The organism is uncultured Chryseobacterium sp. (assembly GCF_936933875.1).
Lineage (GTDB): Bacteria > Bacteroidota > Bacteroidia > Flavobacteriales > Weeksellaceae > CAKZIK01.
This window is the reverse complement of record NZ_CAKZIK010000008.1, coordinates 1-21,423: the sequence shown is the minus strand read 5'-3', so window position 1 is coordinate 21,423 and position 21,423 is coordinate 1. Positions and strand designations below refer to the sequence as shown.

Annotated in this window: 24 protein-coding genes and 1 pseudogene; 8 read left to right on the top strand and 17 right to left on the bottom strand. The window is 36.5% G+C overall.

Going from position 1 to position 21,423, the window contains the following annotated elements:
* Positions 1 to 45 precede the first annotated feature (45 nt).
* Positions 46 to 561 (top strand): hypothetical protein, encoded by a 516-nt coding sequence (locus tag Q0252_RS00930; RefSeq protein ID WP_297982645.1) that lies wholly within the window; start codon positions 46 to 48, stop codon positions 559 to 561.
* Positions 562 to 665: 104 nt separating this feature from the next.
* On the top strand, positions 666 to 1,373 hold the full coding sequence (gene deoD / locus Q0252_RS00925; RefSeq protein WP_297982642.1) for a purine-nucleoside phosphorylase: 708 nt from the start codon (positions 666 to 668) through the stop codon (positions 1,371 to 1,373).
* Positions 1,374 to 1,429: 56 nt separating this feature from the next.
* Here deoD and ribA read toward each other — a convergent pair whose 3' ends face one another.
* From ribA to Q0252_RS00885, 8 genes are all read right to left on the bottom strand, one after another.
* Positions 1,430 to 2,035 (bottom strand): GTP cyclohydrolase II, encoded by a 606-nt coding sequence (gene ribA / locus Q0252_RS00920; RefSeq protein ID WP_297982638.1) that lies wholly within the window; start codon positions 2,033 to 2,035, stop codon positions 1,430 to 1,432.
* A 21-nt stretch (positions 2,036 to 2,056) separates the two neighbouring features.
* Positions 2,057 to 2,524 (bottom strand): hypothetical protein, encoded by a 468-nt coding sequence (locus Q0252_RS00915; RefSeq protein WP_297982635.1) that lies wholly within the window; start codon positions 2,522 to 2,524, stop codon positions 2,057 to 2,059.
* The gene (locus Q0252_RS00910) at positions 2,521 to 3,132 is read right to left on the bottom strand and encodes a DUF4254 domain-containing protein (protein ID WP_297982632.1); all 612 of its coding nucleotides are present in this window, start codon (positions 3,130 to 3,132) and stop codon (positions 2,521 to 2,523) included. Before Q0252_RS00910 ends, Q0252_RS00915 begins: the two co-directional genes overlap by 4 nt.
* 6 nt (positions 3,133 to 3,138) lie before the next feature.
* Positions 3,139 to 3,327, bottom strand: coding sequence for a twin-arginine translocase TatA/TatE family subunit (locus Q0252_RS00905; RefSeq protein ID WP_297982631.1), 189 nt, complete (start codon positions 3,325 to 3,327; stop codon positions 3,139 to 3,141).
* A 35-nt stretch (positions 3,328 to 3,362) separates the two neighbouring features.
* Positions 3,363 to 4,952 carry a murein hydrolase activator EnvC gene (locus Q0252_RS00900; RefSeq protein WP_297982629.1) on the bottom strand — a complete coding sequence of 530 codons (1,590 nt, stop codon included), beginning with the start codon at positions 4,950 to 4,952 and terminating at the stop codon, positions 3,363 to 3,365.
* The gene (locus tag Q0252_RS00895; protein ID WP_297982626.1) at positions 4,949 to 5,743 is read right to left on the bottom strand and encodes a DUF4292 domain-containing protein; all 795 of its coding nucleotides are present in this window, start codon (positions 5,741 to 5,743) and stop codon (positions 4,949 to 4,951) included. Before Q0252_RS00895 ends, Q0252_RS00900 begins: the two co-directional genes overlap by 4 nt.
* A 105-nt stretch (positions 5,744 to 5,848) precedes the next feature.
* Positions 5,849 to 6,871, bottom strand: coding sequence for a sugar phosphate nucleotidyltransferase (locus tag Q0252_RS00890; RefSeq protein ID WP_297982624.1), 1,023 nt, complete (start codon positions 6,869 to 6,871; stop codon positions 5,849 to 5,851).
* Between the two features lie 94 nt (positions 6,872 to 6,965).
* Positions 6,966 to 8,417 carry an oligosaccharide flippase family protein gene (locus tag Q0252_RS00885; protein ID WP_297982621.1) on the bottom strand — a complete coding sequence of 484 codons (1,452 nt, stop codon included), beginning with the start codon at positions 8,415 to 8,417 and terminating at the stop codon, positions 6,966 to 6,968.
* Between the two features lie 121 nt (positions 8,418 to 8,538).
* Between Q0252_RS00885 and Q0252_RS00880 the strand changes: the two genes are divergently transcribed.
* The 4 genes from Q0252_RS00880 (at position 8,539) to Q0252_RS00865 (ending at position 12,411) form a co-directional block, all read left to right on the top strand.
* Positions 8,539 to 9,882, top strand: coding sequence for a dihydroorotase (locus Q0252_RS00880; protein WP_297982617.1), 1,344 nt, complete (start codon positions 8,539 to 8,541; stop codon positions 9,880 to 9,882).
* 116 nt (positions 9,883 to 9,998) lie between these two features.
* A complete protein-coding gene (locus Q0252_RS00875) occupies positions 9,999 to 10,805 on the top strand; it encodes a carboxypeptidase-like regulatory domain-containing protein (RefSeq protein ID WP_297982614.1) in 807 nt (268 codons plus the stop codon).
* Positions 10,806 to 10,825: 20 nt separating this feature from the next.
* Positions 10,826 to 11,575: a carboxypeptidase-like regulatory domain-containing protein gene (locus Q0252_RS00870; protein ID WP_297982611.1), complete on the top strand. Its 750-nt coding sequence runs from the start codon at positions 10,826 to 10,828 to the stop codon at positions 11,573 to 11,575.
* A 104-nt stretch (positions 11,576 to 11,679) separates the two neighbouring features.
* Positions 11,680 to 12,411 carry an SIMPL domain-containing protein gene (locus Q0252_RS00865; protein WP_297982606.1) on the top strand — a complete coding sequence of 244 codons (732 nt, stop codon included), beginning with the start codon at positions 11,680 to 11,682 and terminating at the stop codon, positions 12,409 to 12,411.
* 36 nt (positions 12,412 to 12,447) lie between these two features.
* Here Q0252_RS00865 and Q0252_RS00860 read toward each other — a convergent pair whose 3' ends face one another.
* The 8 genes from Q0252_RS00860 to Q0252_RS00825 all read right to left on the bottom strand — a co-directional run bounded on the left by Q0252_RS00860 (position 12,448) and on the right by Q0252_RS00825 (position 17,240).
* Positions 12,448 to 12,960 carry a GNAT family N-acetyltransferase gene (locus tag Q0252_RS00860; protein ID WP_297982604.1) on the bottom strand — a complete coding sequence of 171 codons (513 nt, stop codon included), beginning with the start codon at positions 12,958 to 12,960 and terminating at the stop codon, positions 12,448 to 12,450.
* A gap of 4 nt (positions 12,961 to 12,964) precedes the next feature.
* Positions 12,965 to 13,705, bottom strand: coding sequence for a 1,2-phenylacetyl-CoA epoxidase subunit PaaC (gene paaC / locus Q0252_RS00855; RefSeq protein ID WP_297982602.1), 741 nt, complete (start codon positions 13,703 to 13,705; stop codon positions 12,965 to 12,967).
* 72 nt (positions 13,706 to 13,777) lie between these two features.
* Positions 13,778 to 14,059, bottom strand: a complete 282-nt coding sequence (paaB, locus tag Q0252_RS00850) for a 1,2-phenylacetyl-CoA epoxidase subunit PaaB (RefSeq protein ID WP_297982600.1) — start codon at positions 14,057 to 14,059, stop codon at positions 13,778 to 13,780.
* A 24-nt stretch (positions 14,060 to 14,083) separates the two neighbouring features.
* A complete protein-coding gene (gene paaA, locus Q0252_RS00845; RefSeq protein WP_297982598.1) occupies positions 14,084 to 15,022 on the bottom strand; it encodes a 1,2-phenylacetyl-CoA epoxidase subunit PaaA in 939 nt (312 codons plus the stop codon).
* Positions 15,023 to 15,072: 50 nt separating this feature from the next.
* Positions 15,073 to 15,342, bottom strand: a complete 270-nt coding sequence (locus Q0252_RS00840; protein WP_297982594.1) for a hypothetical protein — start codon at positions 15,340 to 15,342, stop codon at positions 15,073 to 15,075.
* A gap of 4 nt (positions 15,343 to 15,346) precedes the next feature.
* Complete coding sequence (locus Q0252_RS00835; RefSeq protein ID WP_297982591.1) at positions 15,347 to 15,658, bottom strand: hypothetical protein; 312 nt, start codon at positions 15,656 to 15,658, stop codon at positions 15,347 to 15,349.
* A gap of 19 nt (positions 15,659 to 15,677) precedes the next feature.
* Positions 15,678 to 16,766: an FAD-binding oxidoreductase gene (locus Q0252_RS00830; RefSeq protein WP_297982588.1), complete on the bottom strand. Its 1,089-nt coding sequence runs from the start codon at positions 16,764 to 16,766 to the stop codon at positions 15,678 to 15,680.
* 99 nt (positions 16,767 to 16,865) lie between these two features.
* Complete coding sequence (locus tag Q0252_RS00825) at positions 16,866 to 17,240, bottom strand: hypothetical protein (protein ID WP_297982585.1); 375 nt, start codon at positions 17,238 to 17,240, stop codon at positions 16,866 to 16,868.
* A gap of 244 nt (positions 17,241 to 17,484) precedes the next feature.
* On the opposite strand from Q0252_RS00825, the gene clpB reads away from it, so the two are divergent.
* Positions 17,485 to 20,094, top strand: coding sequence for an ATP-dependent chaperone ClpB (clpB, locus tag Q0252_RS00820; RefSeq protein WP_297982582.1), 2,610 nt, complete (start codon positions 17,485 to 17,487; stop codon positions 20,092 to 20,094).
* Between the two features lie 102 nt (positions 20,095 to 20,196).
* Here clpB and Q0252_RS00815 read toward each other — a convergent pair whose 3' ends face one another.
* On the bottom strand, positions 20,197 to 20,895 hold the full coding sequence (locus Q0252_RS00815) for a hypothetical protein (protein ID WP_297982579.1): 699 nt from the start codon (positions 20,893 to 20,895) through the stop codon (positions 20,197 to 20,199).
* Positions 20,896 to 20,968: 73 nt separating this feature from the next.
* Here Q0252_RS00815 and Q0252_RS00810 point away from each other — a divergent pair.
* Positions 20,969 to 21,325: pseudogene (locus Q0252_RS00810) on the top strand (M43 family zinc metalloprotease); the annotation flags it as partial.
* Between the last annotated feature and the right edge of the window lie 98 nt (positions 21,326 to 21,423).

The following is a 21,423-nucleotide window of genomic DNA, read 5'->3' as shown; positions in this document are numbered from 1 at the left end:
TATATGTTTTGGATAAAGAAAAACATAACTCTAATATTTATAAAAATGAAAAAGTATTTTTCTCTCTTATTTGCGGCATTTCTTGCCCTTACTTTTGTTAGTTGTGATAATTCAACTACTGATACAATTACAGACAACGATACATACTCTGTAGCATACGATATTACTGATAATTTTGCGGTAAACAGCAGTGGAGATTATGTAATTACAAGAACATTCAACTCTCCTATCCCAACAAGTGATGTTATTTTGGTGTACAGAAAAAGTGGAACAGATGGCGGTAACACAGTTTGGCAACAAATTCCAAGAACTTTGTTTTTAACAGAAGGTGAATTAGATTATGATTTTGATTTCACAAGAAATGATGTACAAATTTATGCAGGTGGTGCCATTGATTTAACCGCACAATCTACAACCTTCAAAAACACTTACTTGAACGGACAAACTTTCAGAATTGTTGTTGTTCCGGCTTCAACAGGTAAAGCAGCTGTAGATTACAGTAATTATTATGATGTAATGAGATTCTACGGAATTGATGACACAAACGTGAAAACTTTGTAACAATCTGAAATACAGATAAAAATCCACCTTCACCGGTGGATTTTTTTTATTAAAATTTCAGCACTGCGGGAAACTTCCTATATTTGTTAAAATTCGAAAATATTATGAGTGTACATATCAGTGCAAAAAAAGGCGAAATAGCCAAAACAGTACTACAACCGGGAGATCCATTAAGAGCAAAATATATCGCAGATAATTTTTTAAATGATGTAAAACTGGTGAGCCAAACTAGAGGTATTTTCTATTTTACAGGTTTGTATAAAGGGAAAGAAATTTCTGTTGGTGCAAGCGGAATGGGAGCTCCAAGTATTGGTATTTATTCTTACGAACTGTACACAGGATATGATGTAGAGACTATTATAAGAATCGGAACTTGCGGCGGATATTCTACAGATGTAAAGTTATTTGATGTTCTGAATGTTGAAAATGCAGCAAGCGAATCTACTTATGCAAAATTTGCTTGGGGCTTTGAAGAAGAAATCCTTCCTCACCAAGGAATTGCGTACGAAACTATTAACGAAACTGCAGCTGGTTTAGGACTTGAATGTAAATCAACTAACATCCATACGAGTGATATTTTTTACAGAAAAGATCCCGGAACTCCTGCAATTGCTTCAAAATATAATTGTCTTGCAGTAGAAATGGAAGCTTTTGCACTTTTTGCCAACGCAAAACATTTAGGAAAAAATGCGGCTACAATTCTTACGGTTTCAGATATTATTCCAATACAGGAACAAATTTCTTCAGACGAAAGAGAAAAAGCTTTAAAACCAATGATAGATTTGGCTTTGGAAACCGCTTTGAAACTTTAAGTTCAAATACAATAAATAAAAAAAACGCTTTGAAATTTCTCAAAGCGTTTTTTTTATTAGTCGTTCGGTTCTTCTTTGTCTTCCAAAAGATGTCCGAAATAATCTTTTTTGGTTTGAAGGTAAGATTTGCTTATTTCGTTAGCTGCAATCTGTAGCGGAATTCTTTTATTCAGCTTCACGTTGCTTTCAATAACATCCTGCATTTTTTCAGGATTATTGGTGAGCAAATTAATTTCCTTCACCTCTAAAATATTCAGAATTTCAATGGCAACTTTAAAATCTCTGTCATCCGCAGGAAGTCCAAGCTGAAGATTTGCTTCTACCGTATCAAAGCCTTTTTCCTGAAGCGAGTAAGCTTTCAATTTATTAATAATCCCAATATTTCTGCCTTCCTGACGAAGATAAATGATAATTCCTCCATTCTCGTGGATGTATTTCATGGCTGCATCCAATTGCTGTCCACACTCACATTTTTTAGAATGAAAAACTTCGCCGGTAATACATTCGGAATGAAATCTCACATTCACGGGTTGCGAAAAATCTGTAGATTCCGAAATAATCGCCATGTGTGGCATCCAGTCGTTTTCATTTTCGGAAAAAGCAATCATCCGGAACTTGCCATATTCCGTAGGAACATTAGCTTCCGCTTGAATTTTAATCATAAATTTTAATTGCTGTGGTTATTAATTTGAGGACAGACTGTCTTTAGTTTTCATCGACTCCAATTGAGCGATATTGCTTTTAATCCTAACCAAATATCGGTTGATGACCTGATCCTCATCCGGATTTAAAAACTTCCTAAGCTTTTGGATTTTTTTGTACGATTTTTCAACTTCTCCCAATGCATTCTCTCTCCCATTTTTGTTGTACTCCTGCAATGCATAAACATATTGCTTCACCTGATATTTCAAGTTGGTAACTTCTTTATCCAAACCACTGTTTTGGAAATTCGGGAAGGTTGAAATTTGATTAATAAGTTCCGAAGCATAAAAATTCTGACTTGTTTTATCAGAAAATCGATCCGGATAATTTTGAATCGATACGTTTGCGGAAGTCGAATAACTGTCATAAACAGGCGATAAGTTTACTTTCTCTGTAGAACACGAAGCCAACATTAAACCCATCAATGCAATTGTAAGATATTTCGTCATTTTTTTGCCTTTTGATACAGGATTGGGTTAAGACTTTCATCATTGTACATTTTCATCTGTTTGTAAACCTTCATCTTAACGTTACCGTTCTCAATATCAAGCAAGAGCTGATCTATGGCATTTGAGAGATCTTTTTTCTGTTCCAGCAAAACATTCAGCTTTGCCGTACAGTTTTCTCTGTGTTCGTCACTTGCATCTACTCTATGAGCTTCAAGTGACATGTGATAAACTTTCAGTACTAAAATAGAATACCTGTCAACTGCCCAAGCTGGAGTTTCAGTATTAATTTTAGCATCTGGTTTTGGAGTAATATTTTTGTATTTTTCAAAGAACCAACCATCTATAAATTCCACCAAATCAGTACGTTGCTGGTTAGAAGTGTCGATTCTTCTTTTAAGCTTTAAAGCTGCAATGGGATCGATATTTTCATCCCTGATGATATCCTCCAAATGCCATTGTACGGTATCAATCCAGTTTTTAGCATACAAAAGCCGTTCCAAACTGTCTTTCTCGTATGGATTTTCTACGGAAGTATCTACATCATCCTTAATATGATAGTCTTCTACGGAGCGATTAAAAACCGACCAAGCAAGTTCTGTAAAGGACATAAAAAATTAGTTGGTAGGAGTTTTATCTTCTGTTTTTTTATCTTCTTCTTTTACAGCATCTTTAAATTCTTTGATACCGCTTCCAACACCTCTCATTAATTCAGGAATTTTTTTCCCTCCGAAAAGTAGAAGTACGATAATTGCAACGATTAGGATGTGTTGCCAAGATAAACTTAATATTGTTAATGTTTCCATTTTTCAAATTTTAGAAAGCAAAGGTATAATAAATTTTAATACGAAACCCAACCGAGTGGATCAACAGCAGCAGTTCCGTTCCACACTTGGAAATCTAATGTATAAGATCCATCAAAATCGGTTCCAACTGCTCCAATTGTAGTCCCCGCAGAAACCTGCTGATTCTGAGAAACAGATACGCTGTCCAAATTAGAATAAATTGTGTAATAATTTCCGTGACGCACAATTACAGTTTTCGAACCGCCATCTACAATAATACGGGATACCGTTCCAGGAAACACACATTTTGCTCTTGCTCCCGGAGAAACGGCAATTTTAATTCCGTTATTTTCCTCCCAAATATTAGGAAAAACGGGGTGTGGCTGCCTTCCGAAACGGTGGGTAATTCTACCATTATCAACTGGGAAACCAATTCTTCCACGGTTTGCAGCAAAATCACTTCCCACAGTTTTACCAACTCCAAATGAAGTCATTGCTTTATCTTCAGCAGCTTTTTTAGCATCTTCATTTTTCTTAGCAATTGCAGCTTCTGCAACTCTTGCAGCAGCAGCTTTATCGGCAGCAGCTTTTGCTTTCGCGGCAGCATCTGCAGCGTCTTTTGCAGCGGCAACTCTTCTTTCTTCAGCTCTTGCTGCATCTGCAGCAGCTTTTGCATCATCAGATTTTTTGGCTTCAGCGGCAATTGCAGCTTTTGCACGTTCTGCTTCTTCAGCAGCTTTTTTATCTGCGATTTCTTTCAGCTTTCTTGCTTCCTCGTCTGCTTTTCTTTTAGCTTCAGCAGCAGCAGCAATTTTCGCTTTGTTCTCAGCTTCAATTCTCGCTTTTTCTTTTTCTGCCGCAATTTTTGCCAATCTTTCTTTCTCAGCACGAGCAGCTCTTTCTGCTTCTTCTTTTGCTTTTGCCAGTCTGATTTCTTCAGCAATTACAGCACGGATTCTTGCTTCCAAAGCTTTAGATTCTGCCTGTTTTAACTTGAGTTCGCCGGTCAGTTTTACTTCATTACGTTTGAAATCTGCCAAAAGAATTTCTTTTTGCTTTCTTTCCGCATCAATAACAGCTAAATCTCTTTTCTGATTGCTCAAAAGATTGTCTTTATCTTTAACAGACTTCTGTCTTGCGCCAACAGTTTTCTGGATTTGTTGAGCAACTCCCATAATTTCAGCAGCTTTTTTATCCTGATAATCCGAATAATTTTTCAGATACTGAACTCTACGGATTGCTTCTCCCATATTTTTGGCAGAAAGAATAAAGGTAACTTTATTTTGTGCTCCTTTATTTTTGTATGCTTTTACTAAAACATCTGAATAGTTCTTTCTCAATACAGAAAGTTCGCGTTTCTGTCTGTTGATTTCCAACTGTTTTAGATAGATATCGTCTTCAATAAGCTTCTTTTCTTTTTGGGTATTGCTGAAAACTTTTTCGCGAAGTGCAATTTTTTTGTTGACATCTGCCAAATAAGCAACAGAAAGTTTCGCCTGATTTTGTGTCTTCGCCAAATTAGCATTAATAGCTGCGATTTGTTTTTTAAGTTCGGCATTCTGCTTTTGGAGCTGTTCTTTTTTCTGTCCGAAACTTAGGCAGAACATAATGATTCCCAGAAATATACAGAGCTTTTTCTTTATCATCTAATCGTTTTTTTGGAATAATTGTTTGGAACTGAATAAGGTGTTTCCATTTTAGAAAAGTCAAATTTCGTATTTTCAAGCAAAATTTGGCCGTTTTTCTGACCTTTTATAATTATTTTAACATTTTTCGGAAAGCGTTCTGTATAAACAGAATTCCAGTTGCTGTACTGCACTTCCAGATTGTCGGAAGTGTTTACATCTTGCAATAATACGTTTTCCAAATCAAAATCTGCTGAATAATCCATTTTCACTTTATACTCATTTGTTTTACCATCAACCGTAACTTTCTGATTTTTACCTGATGTCAATGTATAGCCTTGAGCATTTTTTGTTAAAACAAAATCCTTTTCGTTCACCGGAATGAAAGTTTTTCCAACTAAAAGATTTTGAAGCGCATTGTAATTGATAAAATTTACATTCAGAAGATTATTCAAATATGAAAAATCTGATTCGATATAGGTTTTGTTAAACTTTTCATAACCTTTAATACCTTCTGGAGTGGCAATTCCACGGGCAACGTTCATAAAAACTGCCGCCATATTCATCCAAACTTTCTTACCGTTTTCGATGTAGATTGTAGCATCAATTGTTGGCACGAAACTTCCGGTTTGTGCATCAATTTTACTGTTGATTTTCACTTGCTGGAAAGCAGATTTTTTCTGAACAGCATTAAAAAAAGCAGTATTGCTTACAGGCGCATTTACATTGGTTGGAGCCGAAGTTGCCGTCTGTTGCGTTTTACAAGAAATAAGGGCTGCTGATGCAGCTATTGCGATGATAAAATTTTTCATTTTTTTTCTGATTTTGACAGAAACATTACAATATTAACGCCAAAACACACAAAATTATTTGTGTGTTCCGGTAGTTTTCATTTTAAAATAAAGGTTTAGAAAGATTTAGCTTCCTTTTGAAAGAAAATCCAAAACAGAATAATCTCCTAAAGAAATTTCCCTAGAAACCCCGTAATACTGAGCATTATTACCAATCATAGAGTTGGATAAATTTCCGTGATTGATTAAAGTTTTTTCCTGAATTAAAGAATTGTCAATATTAGAATTTTCTACAATTGTTCCATTCCCAAGAGAAACATTAGGTCCAACTTTAGAATTCGTAATTTTTACATTTTCGCCGATAAAGCAAGGCTGAATAATCAATGAATTTTCAACGCTTGAAGAAGCCGGATAATTTTTGAATTCCTCTTTTTCGTAGTTCAGAATTTTGCTGTTGGTTTCCACCGTTGCGTTTTTGTTACCACAATCCATCCAATCATCTACTTTTCCTAAAGAAAATTTCGCCCCTTTCTGACGAAGATTTTCAAGTGCAGTAGTTAACTGATATTCACCACCAAATTTAATATCATTGCTCATGATATAGTTAATTTCGTCCATTAGTTTTTCAGCAGATTTAAAGTAATAAATCCCGATAATTGCCAAATCTGAAACGAAAGTTTGAGGTTTTTCTACAAAATCTGTGATAAAACCATAATCATCCAGTTTTACAACACCAAAAGCAGAAGGATCTTCCACTTTTTTCACCCAAATAACACCGTCCGAATTTTTATCCAAATTAAAATCTGCGCGGAAAAGTGTATCAGCAAAAGCCACTACAACATCACCTTGCATAGAATTTTCAGCGCATTTAATAGCATGAGCGGTTCCCAAAGGTTCGTCCTGAGTATAAATGCTTCCTTTGGCTCCTAATTTCTCTGCAATTGCAATTAGCGAAGCTTCAACTTCAGTTCCAAAATCGCCAATAATAAAAGCAATTTCATCAATTTTTTCTCCTGCAACTTTTGCAATATCTTCTACAAGTCTTTGTACAATGGGTTTTCCTGCAATAGGAATTAATGGTTTAGGAACTGTAAGAGTATGAGGTCTTAATCTGGATCCTCTTCCCGCCATTGGAACGATAATTTTCATAATTTTTTGTTGATGCCAAAATATAAGGCAGTTTTAAATGTGTTTTTGTTGCCCAAAAATAGTAATTTTTATGAAGCGAAAACACGTTTTCTAGTTAGCGTTGTAAGATTCTGTTGACAATTGCTTTTTCCTTCAGGAGAATAAAGCCAACAAAAATCAATAAGAACAGATTTCCAACAATATAATTGGTTCTGAAAAAATAAAAAGAAATTAGCGAAAAACTGATTGTTATCCCCAAATACATCAAAATTTTACCTGTGTTATATGGAATTGGATACTGTATTCTTCCCCAAATATAGGAGATCACCATCATACTTGTAAAAGTAACCAAAGCCGCAATTGCACTTGCCCAATATCCATATTGTGGAATAAACAGAAAGTTAATTAAGATCGTAATTCCGGCTCCAATGAGTGAAATATAAAGCCCCACCCTTGTCTGGTCAGAAAGTTTGTACCAAATTGAAAGATTAAGATAAATTCCCAAAAATAACGCACCTAACATTACCCATGGAATAATTTCGATTCCTTCGTAATACAATGGGTTTCTTAAATATTTTTCTGAAATCCACTGAAGATTCACCATTAAGAATAGGAAAATCAAACAGTTGCAAATCACAAAAATATCCATTAAAACTGTATACGTTTTATGATTGTTCTTATCCTTAAAACTGGAGAAAAAGTAAGGTTCAATTCCTAATTGATAGGCCTGTCTGAAAACCGTTATAAAAGTTGCTATTTTATAAACTGCACCATAAACACCAATTTGGTGACGTGCATCTGCTTCAGGAAGAAGGTATTTTAAAAACTGTCGGTCCAAAGTCTGGTTCACCACTCCTGCCAAACCTGCAACCATTACTGGCCATGAATAGTTCATGATTTTTTTCCAAAGCTTAAAATCAAAACTTTTTAAGCTGAAATTCAAAAATTCTTTCCCTACAATTGCCAGTGTAACAATACTTTGAATCAAATTAGCGATGAAAACATAGCCAACTCCAATTTCCGGATTGTATTTTAAACCTAAAATTCCGTTGGGGAATTTTGGGAGCCATTTTATGAAAAACACAACCAATCCGAAGTACACCAAGGAACCAATTACTTTAGAAAGCATATACAAAACGGGCTTTCCTTCCAATCTTAAAACAGCAGAAGGAATCGTTGCAAAAGCATCAAATGAAAGGATAAACAGGAAAATAATCAGAAAATTTACCTGATCAGGTGTTTCAAAGGCTGCAGCTAATTGATATCGGAAAACATAGCCTAAAATCAGGTACAGTAAACCAGCTGTTAAAATGCTAGTCGCCGTTGTGGAAACCAGTGTTTTTTTAGAAATATTTTCTTCCTGGGCGAAACGGAAAAAAGAAGTTTCCATCCCGTGTGTTAACAAAACCGTAATAACTCCAGCAATGGAATACCAATCTACAAAAGGAGAAGATGCAGCAGGTCCAAAAGCCTTCGTAACAATTGGTGCAATAAGAAAAGGGAAGATCCTCACCAACACAGAACTGAGTCCGTAAACAGCAGTTTGTCCTAATAATTTTTTGTACAAATCCTGAAATTTTGTGGCAAAGGTAAAACTTAGATATTAGATTTCAGATAACAGATATTAGATTTTCTTTTTTGTAGTTCAGAAAAACAAAAGGTAAATTTGTAGAAATCTAAAAGTGAAAATGAAAACCCTCATCAAAAATGCCCGAATTGTCAATGAAAATCAAATTTTTGAAAGCGATTTGCTCATCGAAAATGATCTGATTGCAAAAATTGAAAAAAATATTTCTGAAGAAGGAGTTGATAAAATTATTGACGCTTCCGGAAAAATTCTTTTACCAGGAATTATTGATGACCAAGTTCATTTTCGCGAACCGGGTTTAACACACAAAGGCGATATTGAAACCGAATCCAAAGCTGCAGTTGCAGGTGGAGTGACAAGTTACATCGAACAGCCCAACACAGTTCCAAACGCTGTAACTCAGCAACTTTTAGAAGACAAATACAAAATCGCGGCTGAAAAATCTTACGCGAATTATGGATTTTCGATGGGTGGAACAAACGACAATTTGGAAGAAGTTCTGAAAACCAACCCTAAAAATGTTCCGGCAATCAAACTTTTTTTAGGTTCTTCCACAGGAAATATGCTCGTTGACAATCCTGAAATTTTAGAGGAAATTTTCAGCAAGGTAAAAATGCCGATTTGCGTTCACTGCGAAGATGAAGCAACGATTAGAAATAACACCGAAATCTACAAAGAGCAATACGGCGACAATATTCCGGTGAAATTTCATCACCTGATTCGCAGCGAAGAAGCATGTTATCTTTCAAGCTCGAAAGCGGTGGAATTGGCTAAAAAAACAGGAGCCAGACTTCACATTTATCATTTATCAACAACAAAAGAAACCGATTTGTTCAATAATGATATTCCTTTAAAAGACAAAAAAATTACGGCGGAAGTTTGTGTTCATCATTTACATTTCACCAATAAAGATTACGAAACCAAAGGTTCTTTCATCAAATGGAATCCAGCGGTAAAAACACAGAGAGATAAAGACGGACTTTGGGAAGCTCTTTTGGATGACAGAATTGATGTCATTGCAACAGATCATGCTCCTCATACTTTCGAAGAAAAGCAAAATCCTTATACAAGCTGTCCCTCCGGAGCACCCTTGGTTCAGCATTCTTTAAATGTGATGCTCGATTATTTTCAGCAGGGAAAAATTTCTCTCGAAAAACTGGTGGAAAAAATGTGTCATAATCCTGCTATTCTTTTTGAAATAGAAAAACGCGGTTTCATCAAAGAAGGTTACAAAGCAGATTTGGTTTTGGTGGATTTAAATGAAGGCTACACCGTTTCAAAAGAAAATATTCACTCCAAATGCGGATGGAGTCCACTAGAAGGAACCCAATTCAAAAATAAAATCACACATACTATCATCAATGGTCATTTGGCCTACGAAAACGGAAATTTTTCAAAGCAAAAAAATGCCGAAAGATTGTTGTACGAAAGAAATATTGGATAAAATTTAACAGAAAATCATCTTTAAATTTCTAAAAAATTCTTAAAAAAGTTAAGTACGGTTAAACTTCCACAACCAATTGAAAATGAGGATATATTTACCTCAACAAAAATTGGTACATGAAAATAAAATTACTCCTTTTCTTCCTCTTTCTTTTAGGATCTATATTTAAACTTTCAGCACAGGAAGTTATCATCGGAAAAGTTTCCACAGAATCCGGAACCGAAATTGAGGGCGCCACTGTTTTTAACGTAAGAACAGAACAAAAATCTTATACGGACCCCGATGGAAATTATTTCATCGCTGCAGTTCCAACTGACGAAATACGCTTTATTTTGAATGGCTTCGAAAGAATCTCGCAGAAAATTTCAGCAGAAAATTATACAAAACCGCTGAACATTGTTCTGAAAAAGAAAGAAATTGAGATTGAGGAAGTCATCGTTGGTTTCCGACCGACAGGAAATCTCAAGAAAGATTCCAGAGCGTTGGATGAAGCACCTAAAGTAGTGGCTTTAAACAGCAGTATCCGTTCATCGATGCGGGAACCTTTAATCAATACATTGCCACAAAATTCGATGCCGTCTTCTTTTGCTCCACGTAATTTAAATACGGGAAACGTTAACCTTTTTAAAGTTGCGGAAGCTTTAGCCGGGCTTGTTCAGAAAGCGTCGGGATCACAAAAAACAACTCCTAATTATTATGAAACACAGGAATTTTTAACAAAAGTTAAAACCGTTATCGGTTGGGAAAATTTCGCTAAATATGGCTTTAATGAGGAAGAATATGACCGTTTTCTCCTTTACGCGAACAATGTTTTTCAATTAACCAAAAACCACCGCAACAATTTTAATAAGACCGAAATTGAATTTAAACTCAATAAAGCCTTGAAAGAATATTTAGAAACACGAAAGCCTATATCTTCATGAGGTTTGCCGTTTTAATTTTATTGTTTTCATTCTTCCCAAGTGCTGCACAAAGCCAAATCAAAGGCAAAATAGTGGATGAAAACGGTAATGGGGTTTCTTCAGTTTTAATTGTCAATATCCAAACCGACCAACAAACCGTAAGTAATTCTTTGGGAGAATTTATCATTCCTGCAACTCAAAATGAAGAACTTAGATTTATCAAAACCGGCTACGAGAGATTTTCAAAAGACATCAAAACTGAAGATTTTGGAGAAGAACTCATCATCAAACTTCAACCAACCGTTATTCAGATTGAAGAAGTAAAAATTGCGAGAGTAAAACTCACCGGAAATTTGGAAAAAGATGCGCAAAATCTGGCCAAAAATAATAAAACAGACAAGCTTAACAGCGCACTTGGAGTTCCAAACGCTCCTGAAAAGCCGAGAGAAAAACCTGCTGAAACTGTGAATGACGTTTTGCTCCCCATGTTAACCGGAAGTTTAAATGTTCAGGCTGTTTACGATATTGTAAGTGGCGATGCGCGAAGAAAAAAACATCTTTATCAACATGAAGATTTTCAGGATGATGTAAACTGGATGTGGAACAGACTGGGACAGGAATATTTCGATGAAGCCGGAATCCCGAAAGAAAAAATTCGGGAATTTATAGAATATTCACTTCGGGAAAATCCGAAAATCCGAATGTACATTCGGGCAAATAACTTTTCTTCTGCCATGTTGTTGATGGATGAAATTCTTCCAAAATATCTTCTACAAACAAAAGTTAAATAAACCTTAAAATTTGTTAATATTTTCTTAAAATTTGGAATGAGATTTGATACATTTTTAAAGAATTAACGTTCTAATTATTTAACAATCAAATCTTTTACGCAATCATGAACAAAAACCTTATTGCTATTGCAATTGCATCACTCGGCTTCATTATTGGGCTTGGACTTTTGGCAAGCGCCATCAAAAACAGAAATAAATCCGAAAACACCATTTCAGTAACGGGTTTGGGAACAAAAAAGTTTACTTCCGACCTTATTTCGTGGAGCGGAAATTTTTCCAGAAACAGTTTCGAACTGAAAACTGCTTATGACGAACTTGCCAATGACCGAAAAATCATTGAAAATTATTTGGTTTCCAAAGGAATTAGTAAAAGAGAAATGGTTTTTTCGGCTGTGGATATTTCAAAACAGTACAGTTACTCGAACGATTCAAGTGGAAACAGTCATCAGACATTTTCAGGTTATCAGTTGTCACAATCGGTTTCCATCGACAGTAAAGACGTGGCTAAAATTGAAAATCTTTCCAGAAACATTACCGAAATCATCAATCTGGGAATTGAATTTACTTCTTCTGCACCCAATTATTTCTACACCAAACTTGCCGATGTAAAACAAAACATGATTGCCGATGCCACGAAAGACGCGAAACAACGCGCCGAAAAAATTGCCGAAAACTCAGGTTCTTCTTTAGGAAACCTGAAAAAAGCAACAATGGGCGTTATCCAGATCACAGCTCCCAACTCGAATGAAGATTTTTCCTACGGCGGAACTTATAACACGCAATCAAAAGAGAAAGAAGCCAGTATAACGATAAAACTAGAGTATGAAGTGGACTGAACAAATCAACTTGTCTTAAACTGACAAGTTTTTTTATTACCTATAAACAGTATCGTAAATCTCTTCCTTAATCCTTAACACATTTTCGGGTTTCCAATTGCATAGAAGCCACAAATTGAGGCTTTGTTTGTCATCTCCATAAGAAGGCTGCATGTAATTTGCATCGATGACAGCAAATCCGTTTTTCTGATAAAAAGCGATTCTTCTTTTTGAATCTTCATTAAGATTTTCGGGTTCGGCTTCAAGAATAATATTGGAATAATCACGGAAGAGTTTGCTGATGATTTCAGTGCCGTATTTCATGCTTCGGAACTCTGAAAAAATTTCAAAATGCTCCACAAAAACTCCGTCACTGAGTTCCCAAATAATAATGTAACCAACAGTTTTCAAATCATCAAGAACGCAATAAACCTTTACATTTTCTCTAGAAAACAAATCCTGAAACTGAACTTCACTTCTCCTTTCGCATTCGGGAAATGTTGTGCAGTAAGAACTGTAAATTTCTACCGTTCTGAAATCTTCCGGAGATGTTACCTGGATGAATTCCATATTTTTACCATTTACAGTTTGGAAAGGTACGCTGCATGTACTGCAATTCGCAAAGAATGTAACCGAAATATTCGGTATGATAGCCTGTTCTGGAACCTTTCTGCATAAAATCGCTTTCCGGAATATGCAATCCAAAATTTTGGAAATCTTCCTGAACTTTTGCTGTCCACAATTCATGAATTTCTTTTGCATCCGGAACTAAAGATAATTTTACCAAATTCTGTTCTCCCGGAGTTTCAGCAAACATTCCACCGGTGTATTCCCACAAATTATTCACCGCATGTTGAATTCTGGTTCTGCTTTCTTCAGTTCCTCCCGCAAACATTTTCACCCAGGTTGAAGCGTGGGTATAGTGGTATTTCACTTCTTTCAAAGATTTTGCTGCGATGGCTGCAATTTGCTCATCTTCGCTTGAAGACAGTCTTTCGTACAGGAATTTTTGATAAACGGAAAAGAAATACACTTTCAGAATGGTATGTGCATAATCTTCATTTGGAAGTTCGGAAAGCTGACAGTTCAGATATTCTTTTTCCAAACGCAGAAAAGCCAAATCGTCTTCTGTTTTTCCCAAACCTTCAGTTTGAGCGGCGTATTTAAACCAATTATTGCTTTGTCCCAAATAATCAAGTGCAATATTCGTAAGTGCAATATCTTCTTCCAGATAGGGGCCTTTCCCACATAGTTCTCCAAGACGCTGTCCGAATATTAAAGTATCGTCGGCTAATTTTAGTAAGTAATTCTTCATAAGTTGCTTTCGGCTTTCGGCATTCCGCTTTCGGCAGCTGGTTGCCGATTGCTGACTGCAGAAAACAATCCATTACATATTTTTTACGTCGTTCGGGATTTGATAAAAAGTGGGATGTCTGTACAGTTTGTCATCAGAAGGGTCGAAAAAGGCTTCTTTATCCATACCTTCGGAAGTCACCAAATATTTTGACGGAACCACCCAAATCGAGGTTCCCTCTCCTCTTCTTGTATAAACGTCACGCGCGTTTTGCAGCGCCATTTCTGCAGTTGCCGCCTGTACTGTTCCAGCGTGTTTGTGGGATAATCCGGGTTTTGTTTGGATAAACACTTCCCACATATCAAGATTAGTCATTCTTAATTTTGCTTTTTTTTTGAATTAGTTTTGAGAGACCTTCTGTTTCTCTGCAAACGCCAAAGCAGCCTCTTTTACCCAGGAATGTTCAGCCTGTGCTTTTTTCTTGGTTTCAAGGCGTTTTTTGTTGCATGGTCCGTTTCCTTTCAATACTTCCATAAATTCGTCCCAAGGCAATTCACCGAATTCGTAATGTTGGGTTTCTTCATTCCATTTCAAGTTTTCATCTGGAATTTTCAAACCTAAAAATTCGGCTTGAGGAACGGTAACATCTACAAATCTTTGACGAAGACTATCGTTGCTTTCACGCTTTACACGGTATTCCATCGATTTTTTTGAGTTGGGAGAAGCGTCGTCATTCGGACCAAACATCATTAAAGCCGGCCACCAGAAACGGTTCAGCGCTTCCTGCGCCAAATCTTTCTGTTCTTTTGTTCCCCGGCAGAGCGTCATCAAAATTTCGTAACCCTGTCTTTGGTGAAAAGATTCTTCTTTACAGATTCTCACCATCGCTCTGGAATAAGGACCGTACGAATTTCCCATCAACATTACCTGATTCATAATCGCAGCACCATCAACCAACCAACCAATTGCGCCAATATCAGCCCAACTTAAAGCTGGATAGTTAAAAATACTCGAATATTTTGCCTTTCCAGAAAGCATATCGTTGTATGTTGCATCTCTATCCGCTGTGATAGAACCGTCGCCCAAAGTCTCGGAAGCGGCGTAAAGGTAAAGACCGTGTCCTGCTTCATCCTGAATTTTTGCCAAAAGCGCCATTTTCCTCCTCAAAGAAGGCGCTCGCGTAATCCAGTTGGCTTCGGGAAGCATCCCGACCACTTCGGAATGGGCGTGCTGCGAAATCTGCCTTACCAAAAGTTTTCGATAATCATCCGGCATGACGTCCTTTGGCTCTACTTTATTTTCGGCTTGTACGTATTGTAAAAATTTATTGTTATCCATATTATTTATACGCAAAGTGCGCAAAGATTTTTTCAAAAATTATAATGTCTTCAAGGTCGCGAAGCCGCTTCGCTTAACAAAGACAAATCTTTCACATAAAATCCCCAAACTGTATTGGAAAATTCTCCAGCAATAAAATTTACCTTTGTTCCATTATTTTCTATTTCATATTCATCAAAAAGATATTTAGACTTATAAATTGGATCAATCACTTCATGATTTGTGCTTAAAATTTTCCAATGATAATCCCATACATTTAATCCTGAAATTGTAAATGTTTCAGCATCAGTTATAACTTTTGCAAAATACCAATGATTCATTCCTCTACAGTTTTCTATCCACCATATCATCTTTTGTGTAGATCCCGATTTGCCCGTTGATGAATTCTCCGGCAACAAATTTTACGGTTTTCTGTGGGGTCTTGATTTCGTATTCCTTAAAAAAATAGACATTCCCTTCGAAAGGGCCTTTAACTTCAACTTTTCGTTCACTACAATTCCAGTAATGGTTCCAGATATTGATTCCTTCTACTTTAAATTCTTTGTTAACTTCTATGAACGAAGCAAATTTCCAGTCGGTCATAGTTTTAGTTTTCTTTTCGGATTTAAGTTTAATTTTTCCTAATTTAATTTTCATCACCCAAAAAGTTTAGAAATTAAACGTCGTAATTCAGCATCACCACATTGGTTGTGGGGTGACACTGGCAAGTAAGAACAAAACCTCGCTCCACTTCTTCCTCGGTGAGTGCAAAATTTTTCTCCATGAAAACTTCGCCTTCCATCACCTGCGCTTTACAGGTACAGCAAACGCCGCCTTTACACGCAAAAGGAACCGGGAGCTTTTCTTTCAGCGCCTGATCCAAAATACTGTTTTTCTTGGAGTTCAGGTGGAAAGAATACTCGTCGTCATCTATAATTAAAGTCACCATACTTTCGATGTTCGCTATTGCTTTGAATTCGTCGCTCATTTCCGCATTTTCTTCATCATCGGGAGCTGCGTAATATTCGTAAAGAACATAAAGAGATGGTACTTTTTTATCTTTTTTCAAATACTCTGAAATACTTTTTATCATTTCGGAAGGTCCACAAATAAAATACGTGGAATCCTGCACAGGAATTTCCGGAAATCTCTCAAATAAAGCGTCCAGCTTTTCAGAAGAAATTCTTCCTTCAAACAATTCGTCTTCAAAATGTTTTTCGCGGGAAAGCAGATACACCACTTTCAGTCTTCCCTGAAACTGTTCTACCAAACCATCTATCATTTCACGAAAAATAATTTCGTTTGCACTTTTGTTGCTGAAGAAAAGATAGGCTTTACTTTTTGGCTCCTGATACAACGCTTCTTTCAAGTTAGATAAAACAGGAGAAATTCCGCTTCCGGCTGCTAAACCGACATATGTTTTCTCATTGGAGGCGTGATAATTCGTGTAGAAATGTCCCATTGGAGATAGAACTTCTACCAAATCTCCAACTTTCAGTTCGTTGTTGAGATAAGTTGAAACTTTACCGTCTTCGAGATGTTTAACCAAAATTTCGATTTCCGAATTTTGTTCTGAAGGAGCATTAACGATAGAATAGGACCGTCTTAAATCTTCTTCCCCAAAAACAAATCTGAGGTTGAGATATTGCCCCTGTTTAAAAGAATATTCGTATTTTAATTCTTGCGGTATTTCAAAAGCGATATGGATGGAATCATTCGTTTCCTTCGCTGCTTTCGTAACTTTTAACTGATGAAAATGATGCATAATTAGCCAAAAAACATTCTGAAATGTGAATTTAACAAATATAAGCTTTTTGGGAAAAACGAGAAATGAGTTTGCAGAAAGGAATTAATAGCCTTTAAATCAGAATTTAAACCGTTTAAAAATATCTTCAGAAAGGATATCCAAATCGATGTTATTTGGATCAACATATTTCGGCACACTGTTTAAAGTAGAAACAAAAAACACCGGCGTAACATTATTTACATAGCAAGGTTCTTTCTCATTTGGGAATACACTTCTAAAAAGCGGAGTAAAAAATCCCCAACAACCAAGGTTGAAAACTTTGAATTTGCCTTCCTCTTTCGAATCAACCAGCGTCCAAAATTTCAAAACAGTCATCACCTCATTAATAACCACCTGTAGTTTAGAAATTCCCAAGTTGCAAATCGTCACTAAAATATCTTCTTTCGAGCTGTAATGCGCATACATTGACGCCGCTTTACTATTTTTAACCAAAAAATTGTACTTCTAACATATGTTAATCCTGCCGTTAAAATAGTTAACGGAAGTTCGTTATTTCATTTAAAGTTGGGGCAAAGTTTTAATGCAAATCCAATTAAAATTGGTTATTCGGAAATTTTGTCCTGTTAAATCTTTGTTAAACTTTATGAATTCGGAAATTTTGACCATAAATTTCATTAAATTTAGAAACGCATACTTTTTGAAATTTCCTTTAAAATTTTAAAATATCACAACATATATGAACTTAAATCAATTTACAGTAAAATCTCAGGAAGCCATCCAGAAAGCACAACAAGTCGCAATGGAATTCGGCAACCAATCGATTGAACCTCAACATATTTTGGAAGGAATTTTCCAGAGTGATGAGAGTATTTCAACATTTTTGTTGAAAAAATCTGAAGCGGACGCCAATCTTGTTCGTGAAAGAAACCGTGAAAGCATCGAAAACCTTCCGAAAGTGGAAGGCGGAAACATTTATCTAAGCCAAAGCGCCAACAAAGTTTTATTGGAAGCTCCAAATATCGCCAAAAAAATGGGCGACGAATATGTAACGATTGAACATTTATGGTTGGCTTTATTGGAAGTTTCCTCCCCAGTTTCAAAAATGTTGAAAGACATGGGCGTTACAAAATCTCTACTTGAAGGCGGAATAAAAGAACTTCGTAAAGGTTCAAAAGCAACTTCGGCCAGTTCTGAAGAAACTTATCAAAGCTTGAATAAATACGCGAAAAATTTCAACGAACTTGCTGCAGAAGGAAAACTCGATCCCGTAATCGGACGTGATGAAGAAATCCGCCGTGTTTTGCAGATTTTATCAAGAAGAACTAAAAATAATCCAATCTTAATCGGTGAACCCGGCGTTGGAAAAACAGCGATTGCTGAAGGAATTGCACACCGAATTATTTCCGGCGACGTTCCTGAAAATTTGATGGATAAAACGCTTTATTCGTTGGATATGGGTGCTTTAATTGCAGGAGCGAAATACAAAGGCGAATTTGAAGAGCGTTTGAAATCCGTGGTGAATGAAGTGATTAAATCTGACGGACAAATCATTTTATTCATCGATGAAATCCACACTTTGGTTGGAGCCGGAGGTGGAGAAGGCGCAATGGACGCCGCCAATATCTTAAAACCTGCTTTAGCAAGAGGGGAACTTCGCGCAATTGGCGCCACAACTTTAAATGAATATCAAAAATATTTTGAAAAGGATAAAGCATTAGAAAGACGTTTCCAAAAAGTAATGGTGGAAGAACCGGATACTGAAAGTGCAATTTCAATTTTGCGTGGAATCAAGGATAAATACGAAGCCCACCACAAAGTAAGAATTAAAGATGAGGCAATTATCGCCGCTGTGGAACTGTCGCAGCGTTATATTTCCGACCGTTTTTTACCGGACAAGGCGATTGATTTGATTGATGAAGCTTCTGCAAAATTGAGAATGGAAATCAATTCAAAACCAGAAGAATTGGATGTTTTGGATAGAAAACTGATGCAGCTGGAAATTGAATTGGCAGCGATTTCAAGAGAAGGTAATCAGACTAAAATCAATCATTTAAAAGAAGATATTGCCAAAATTCAAGAAGAGCGTAATGCTTTAAATGCAAAATGGTTGGCTGAAAAGCAAAAATCTGAAGATTTAACCGCCCTTAAGAAAGAAATTGAAAGTTTAAAGCTTGAAGCAGAGCGTGCTTCCAGAGTTGGAGATTATGCAAAAGTGGCTGAAATTCAGTACGGAAAACTTCGTGAAAAAGAAGATGAGCTTCAAAAAATGGAACTCGAAATGCAAAATCACGAAAACGAACTCATCAAAGAGGAAGTTACGGCTGAAAATATTTCAGAAGTCATTTCAAAATGGACAGGAATTCCAGTGACGAAACTTTTACAATCTGAACGCGAAAAATTACTTCATTTGGAAGAAGAACTTCACAAAAGAGTGGTTGGACAAGAAGAAGCGATAACTGCTGTTGCAAATGCCATCCGCAGAAACCGCGCAGGTTTGAACGACGATAAAAAACCAATCGGAAGTTTCTTGTTTTTGGGTTCAACCGGTGTCGGAAAAACCGAATTGGCAAAAGCGCTTGCAGAATTCCTTTTTGATGACGAAAATAATATGACGAGAATTGATATGAGCGAATATCAGGAAAGACATTCTGTTTCGCGTTTGGTTGGTGCGCCTCCAGGTTACGTTGGTTACGATGAAGGCGGACAATTGACGGAAGCAGTTCGAAGAAGACCTTATTCTGTAGTGCTTTTGGACGAAATCGAAAAAGCGCATCCTGATGTTTTCAACACCTTGCTTCAAGTTTTGGATGACGGAAGACTGACGGATAATAAAGGCCGTGTCGTGAATTTTAAAAATTCGATTATCATTATGACGTCGAATTTGGGAAGCCACATTATTCAGGAAAATTTTGAAGAGCTGAGATCCTTCGACTCCGCTCAGGATGACAAAGTGCAGGAAATTGTTGAAAAAACCAAAGAAGAAGTTTTCGGATTGTTGAAACAAACTTTAAGACCGGAATTTCTGAACAGAATTGATGAAATCGTGCTTTTCCAACCTTTAAACAAAAAAGAAATCGGAAAAATCGTTCAATATCAATTACGTGCCCTCAATAAAATGCTTGAGAAAAAAGGCATTATTATGACTGCAACGGAAGATGCCATTAATTACATCACTCAAAAAGGTTATGATCCCGCTTTTGGAGCAAGACCATTGAAAAGAGTGCTTCAACAGGAAGTTTTAAATAAACTTTCTAAAGAAATTTTGGCTGGAAATATTGAAGATAATGACCGAATTACACTGGATTACTTTGACGAAAGTGGATTAGTTTTCAGAAAAACGGAATAATTGTAACATTCAAAGCATAATATTAGTAACTTTGTACCGATAAATTTTTTTTCATCAACTGTGTTTTAATCCTTCTCAATTTTGGGAAGGATTTTTTTCTTTTTAGTTGCGGTTTTTCAGCAGAACCCAACCTGTTTTTATAAATCCGTTTCCGACGACATTTGGCGCAGAAGGGTAAGGATACACAGTAATATCTACTCTAGTTCTTCCGCTTTCGCAGCCATAAACCACTTGCGAAACCCAAAATGTTGAAGTTCCTAAAACTGTAGTATTGATTTTCGGAGCAACAGCACTGCCAATTCCACCGGTTGCTGAAGAATACCACAAAGCTCCGGAAAAAGGTACACTGATATTTGAAACCGAATTTTGACAAATGGAAATTGGATTAACCACAGGATTACTCGGATAACCATAAACTCCTGCTGTAATAGGTTTCGAGATTACCCGACAACTTTGCGTTAAAATATTGGACGATTCTCCTACGATAAATCGATACTGATAGAAATCCTGATAATCTCCTGCAGCAATTTTAATCGTTGGAACAGATGAAGGAGCCGCAAGATTGGTCCATGTAACACCCCTATCTTTGCTTACCTGCCAAATATAATTTACATTCTGAAAAGTATTGGAATTAATAGAAGCTGTAAGTGTAAATGATTGATTATTAACACAAACTCGCGTAGTAAAAATTTCAGGAACTGTTGAAACATAGCTTGTTGCATGTCCGCAAGGTCGGAAAGAAATATCATCAATTGCCAAATCGTTTCCAATTCCTCCCAAAGAATTATTAATTAAAACCACTTGCACATCTCCTGAAGCCGCACTGGATTTAAAATCAACAAAAAACTCGCTCCAAGTAGCGTCCTGTGCAACAGACGGTGTTGTAATTGCTGCTAAATACTTCGGAGATACTTCTTATGCGCCTTACAACTTGGGTAGAACTGCTACTCACGAAGTTGGTCACTACTTCAACCTTCGTCACATCTGGGGTGATGCAACATGTGCTACAGATTACGTAGATGATACTCCAACTCAAACAGGAGCTAACTATGGAAAACCAACGTACCCAAAGTATAACACTTGTGGTGGAGTATCCAGATCAGTACAATTCATGAACTACATGGATTATGTTGATGATGCTGCTATGTTCATGTTCTCTGCAGGACAAAAAACAAGAATGCAAGCTGTAACAGCTGCTTCTGGAGCAAGAGCTGGACTTAGAGTTTACTAAGAATTTCCTTTACTTTATATTATGAAAAATCCCGGACGATAATTCGAGGCCACTGAAAAAGTCTTCTGGGCAATCAGAAAAAAGGAGTTAAAACAGTA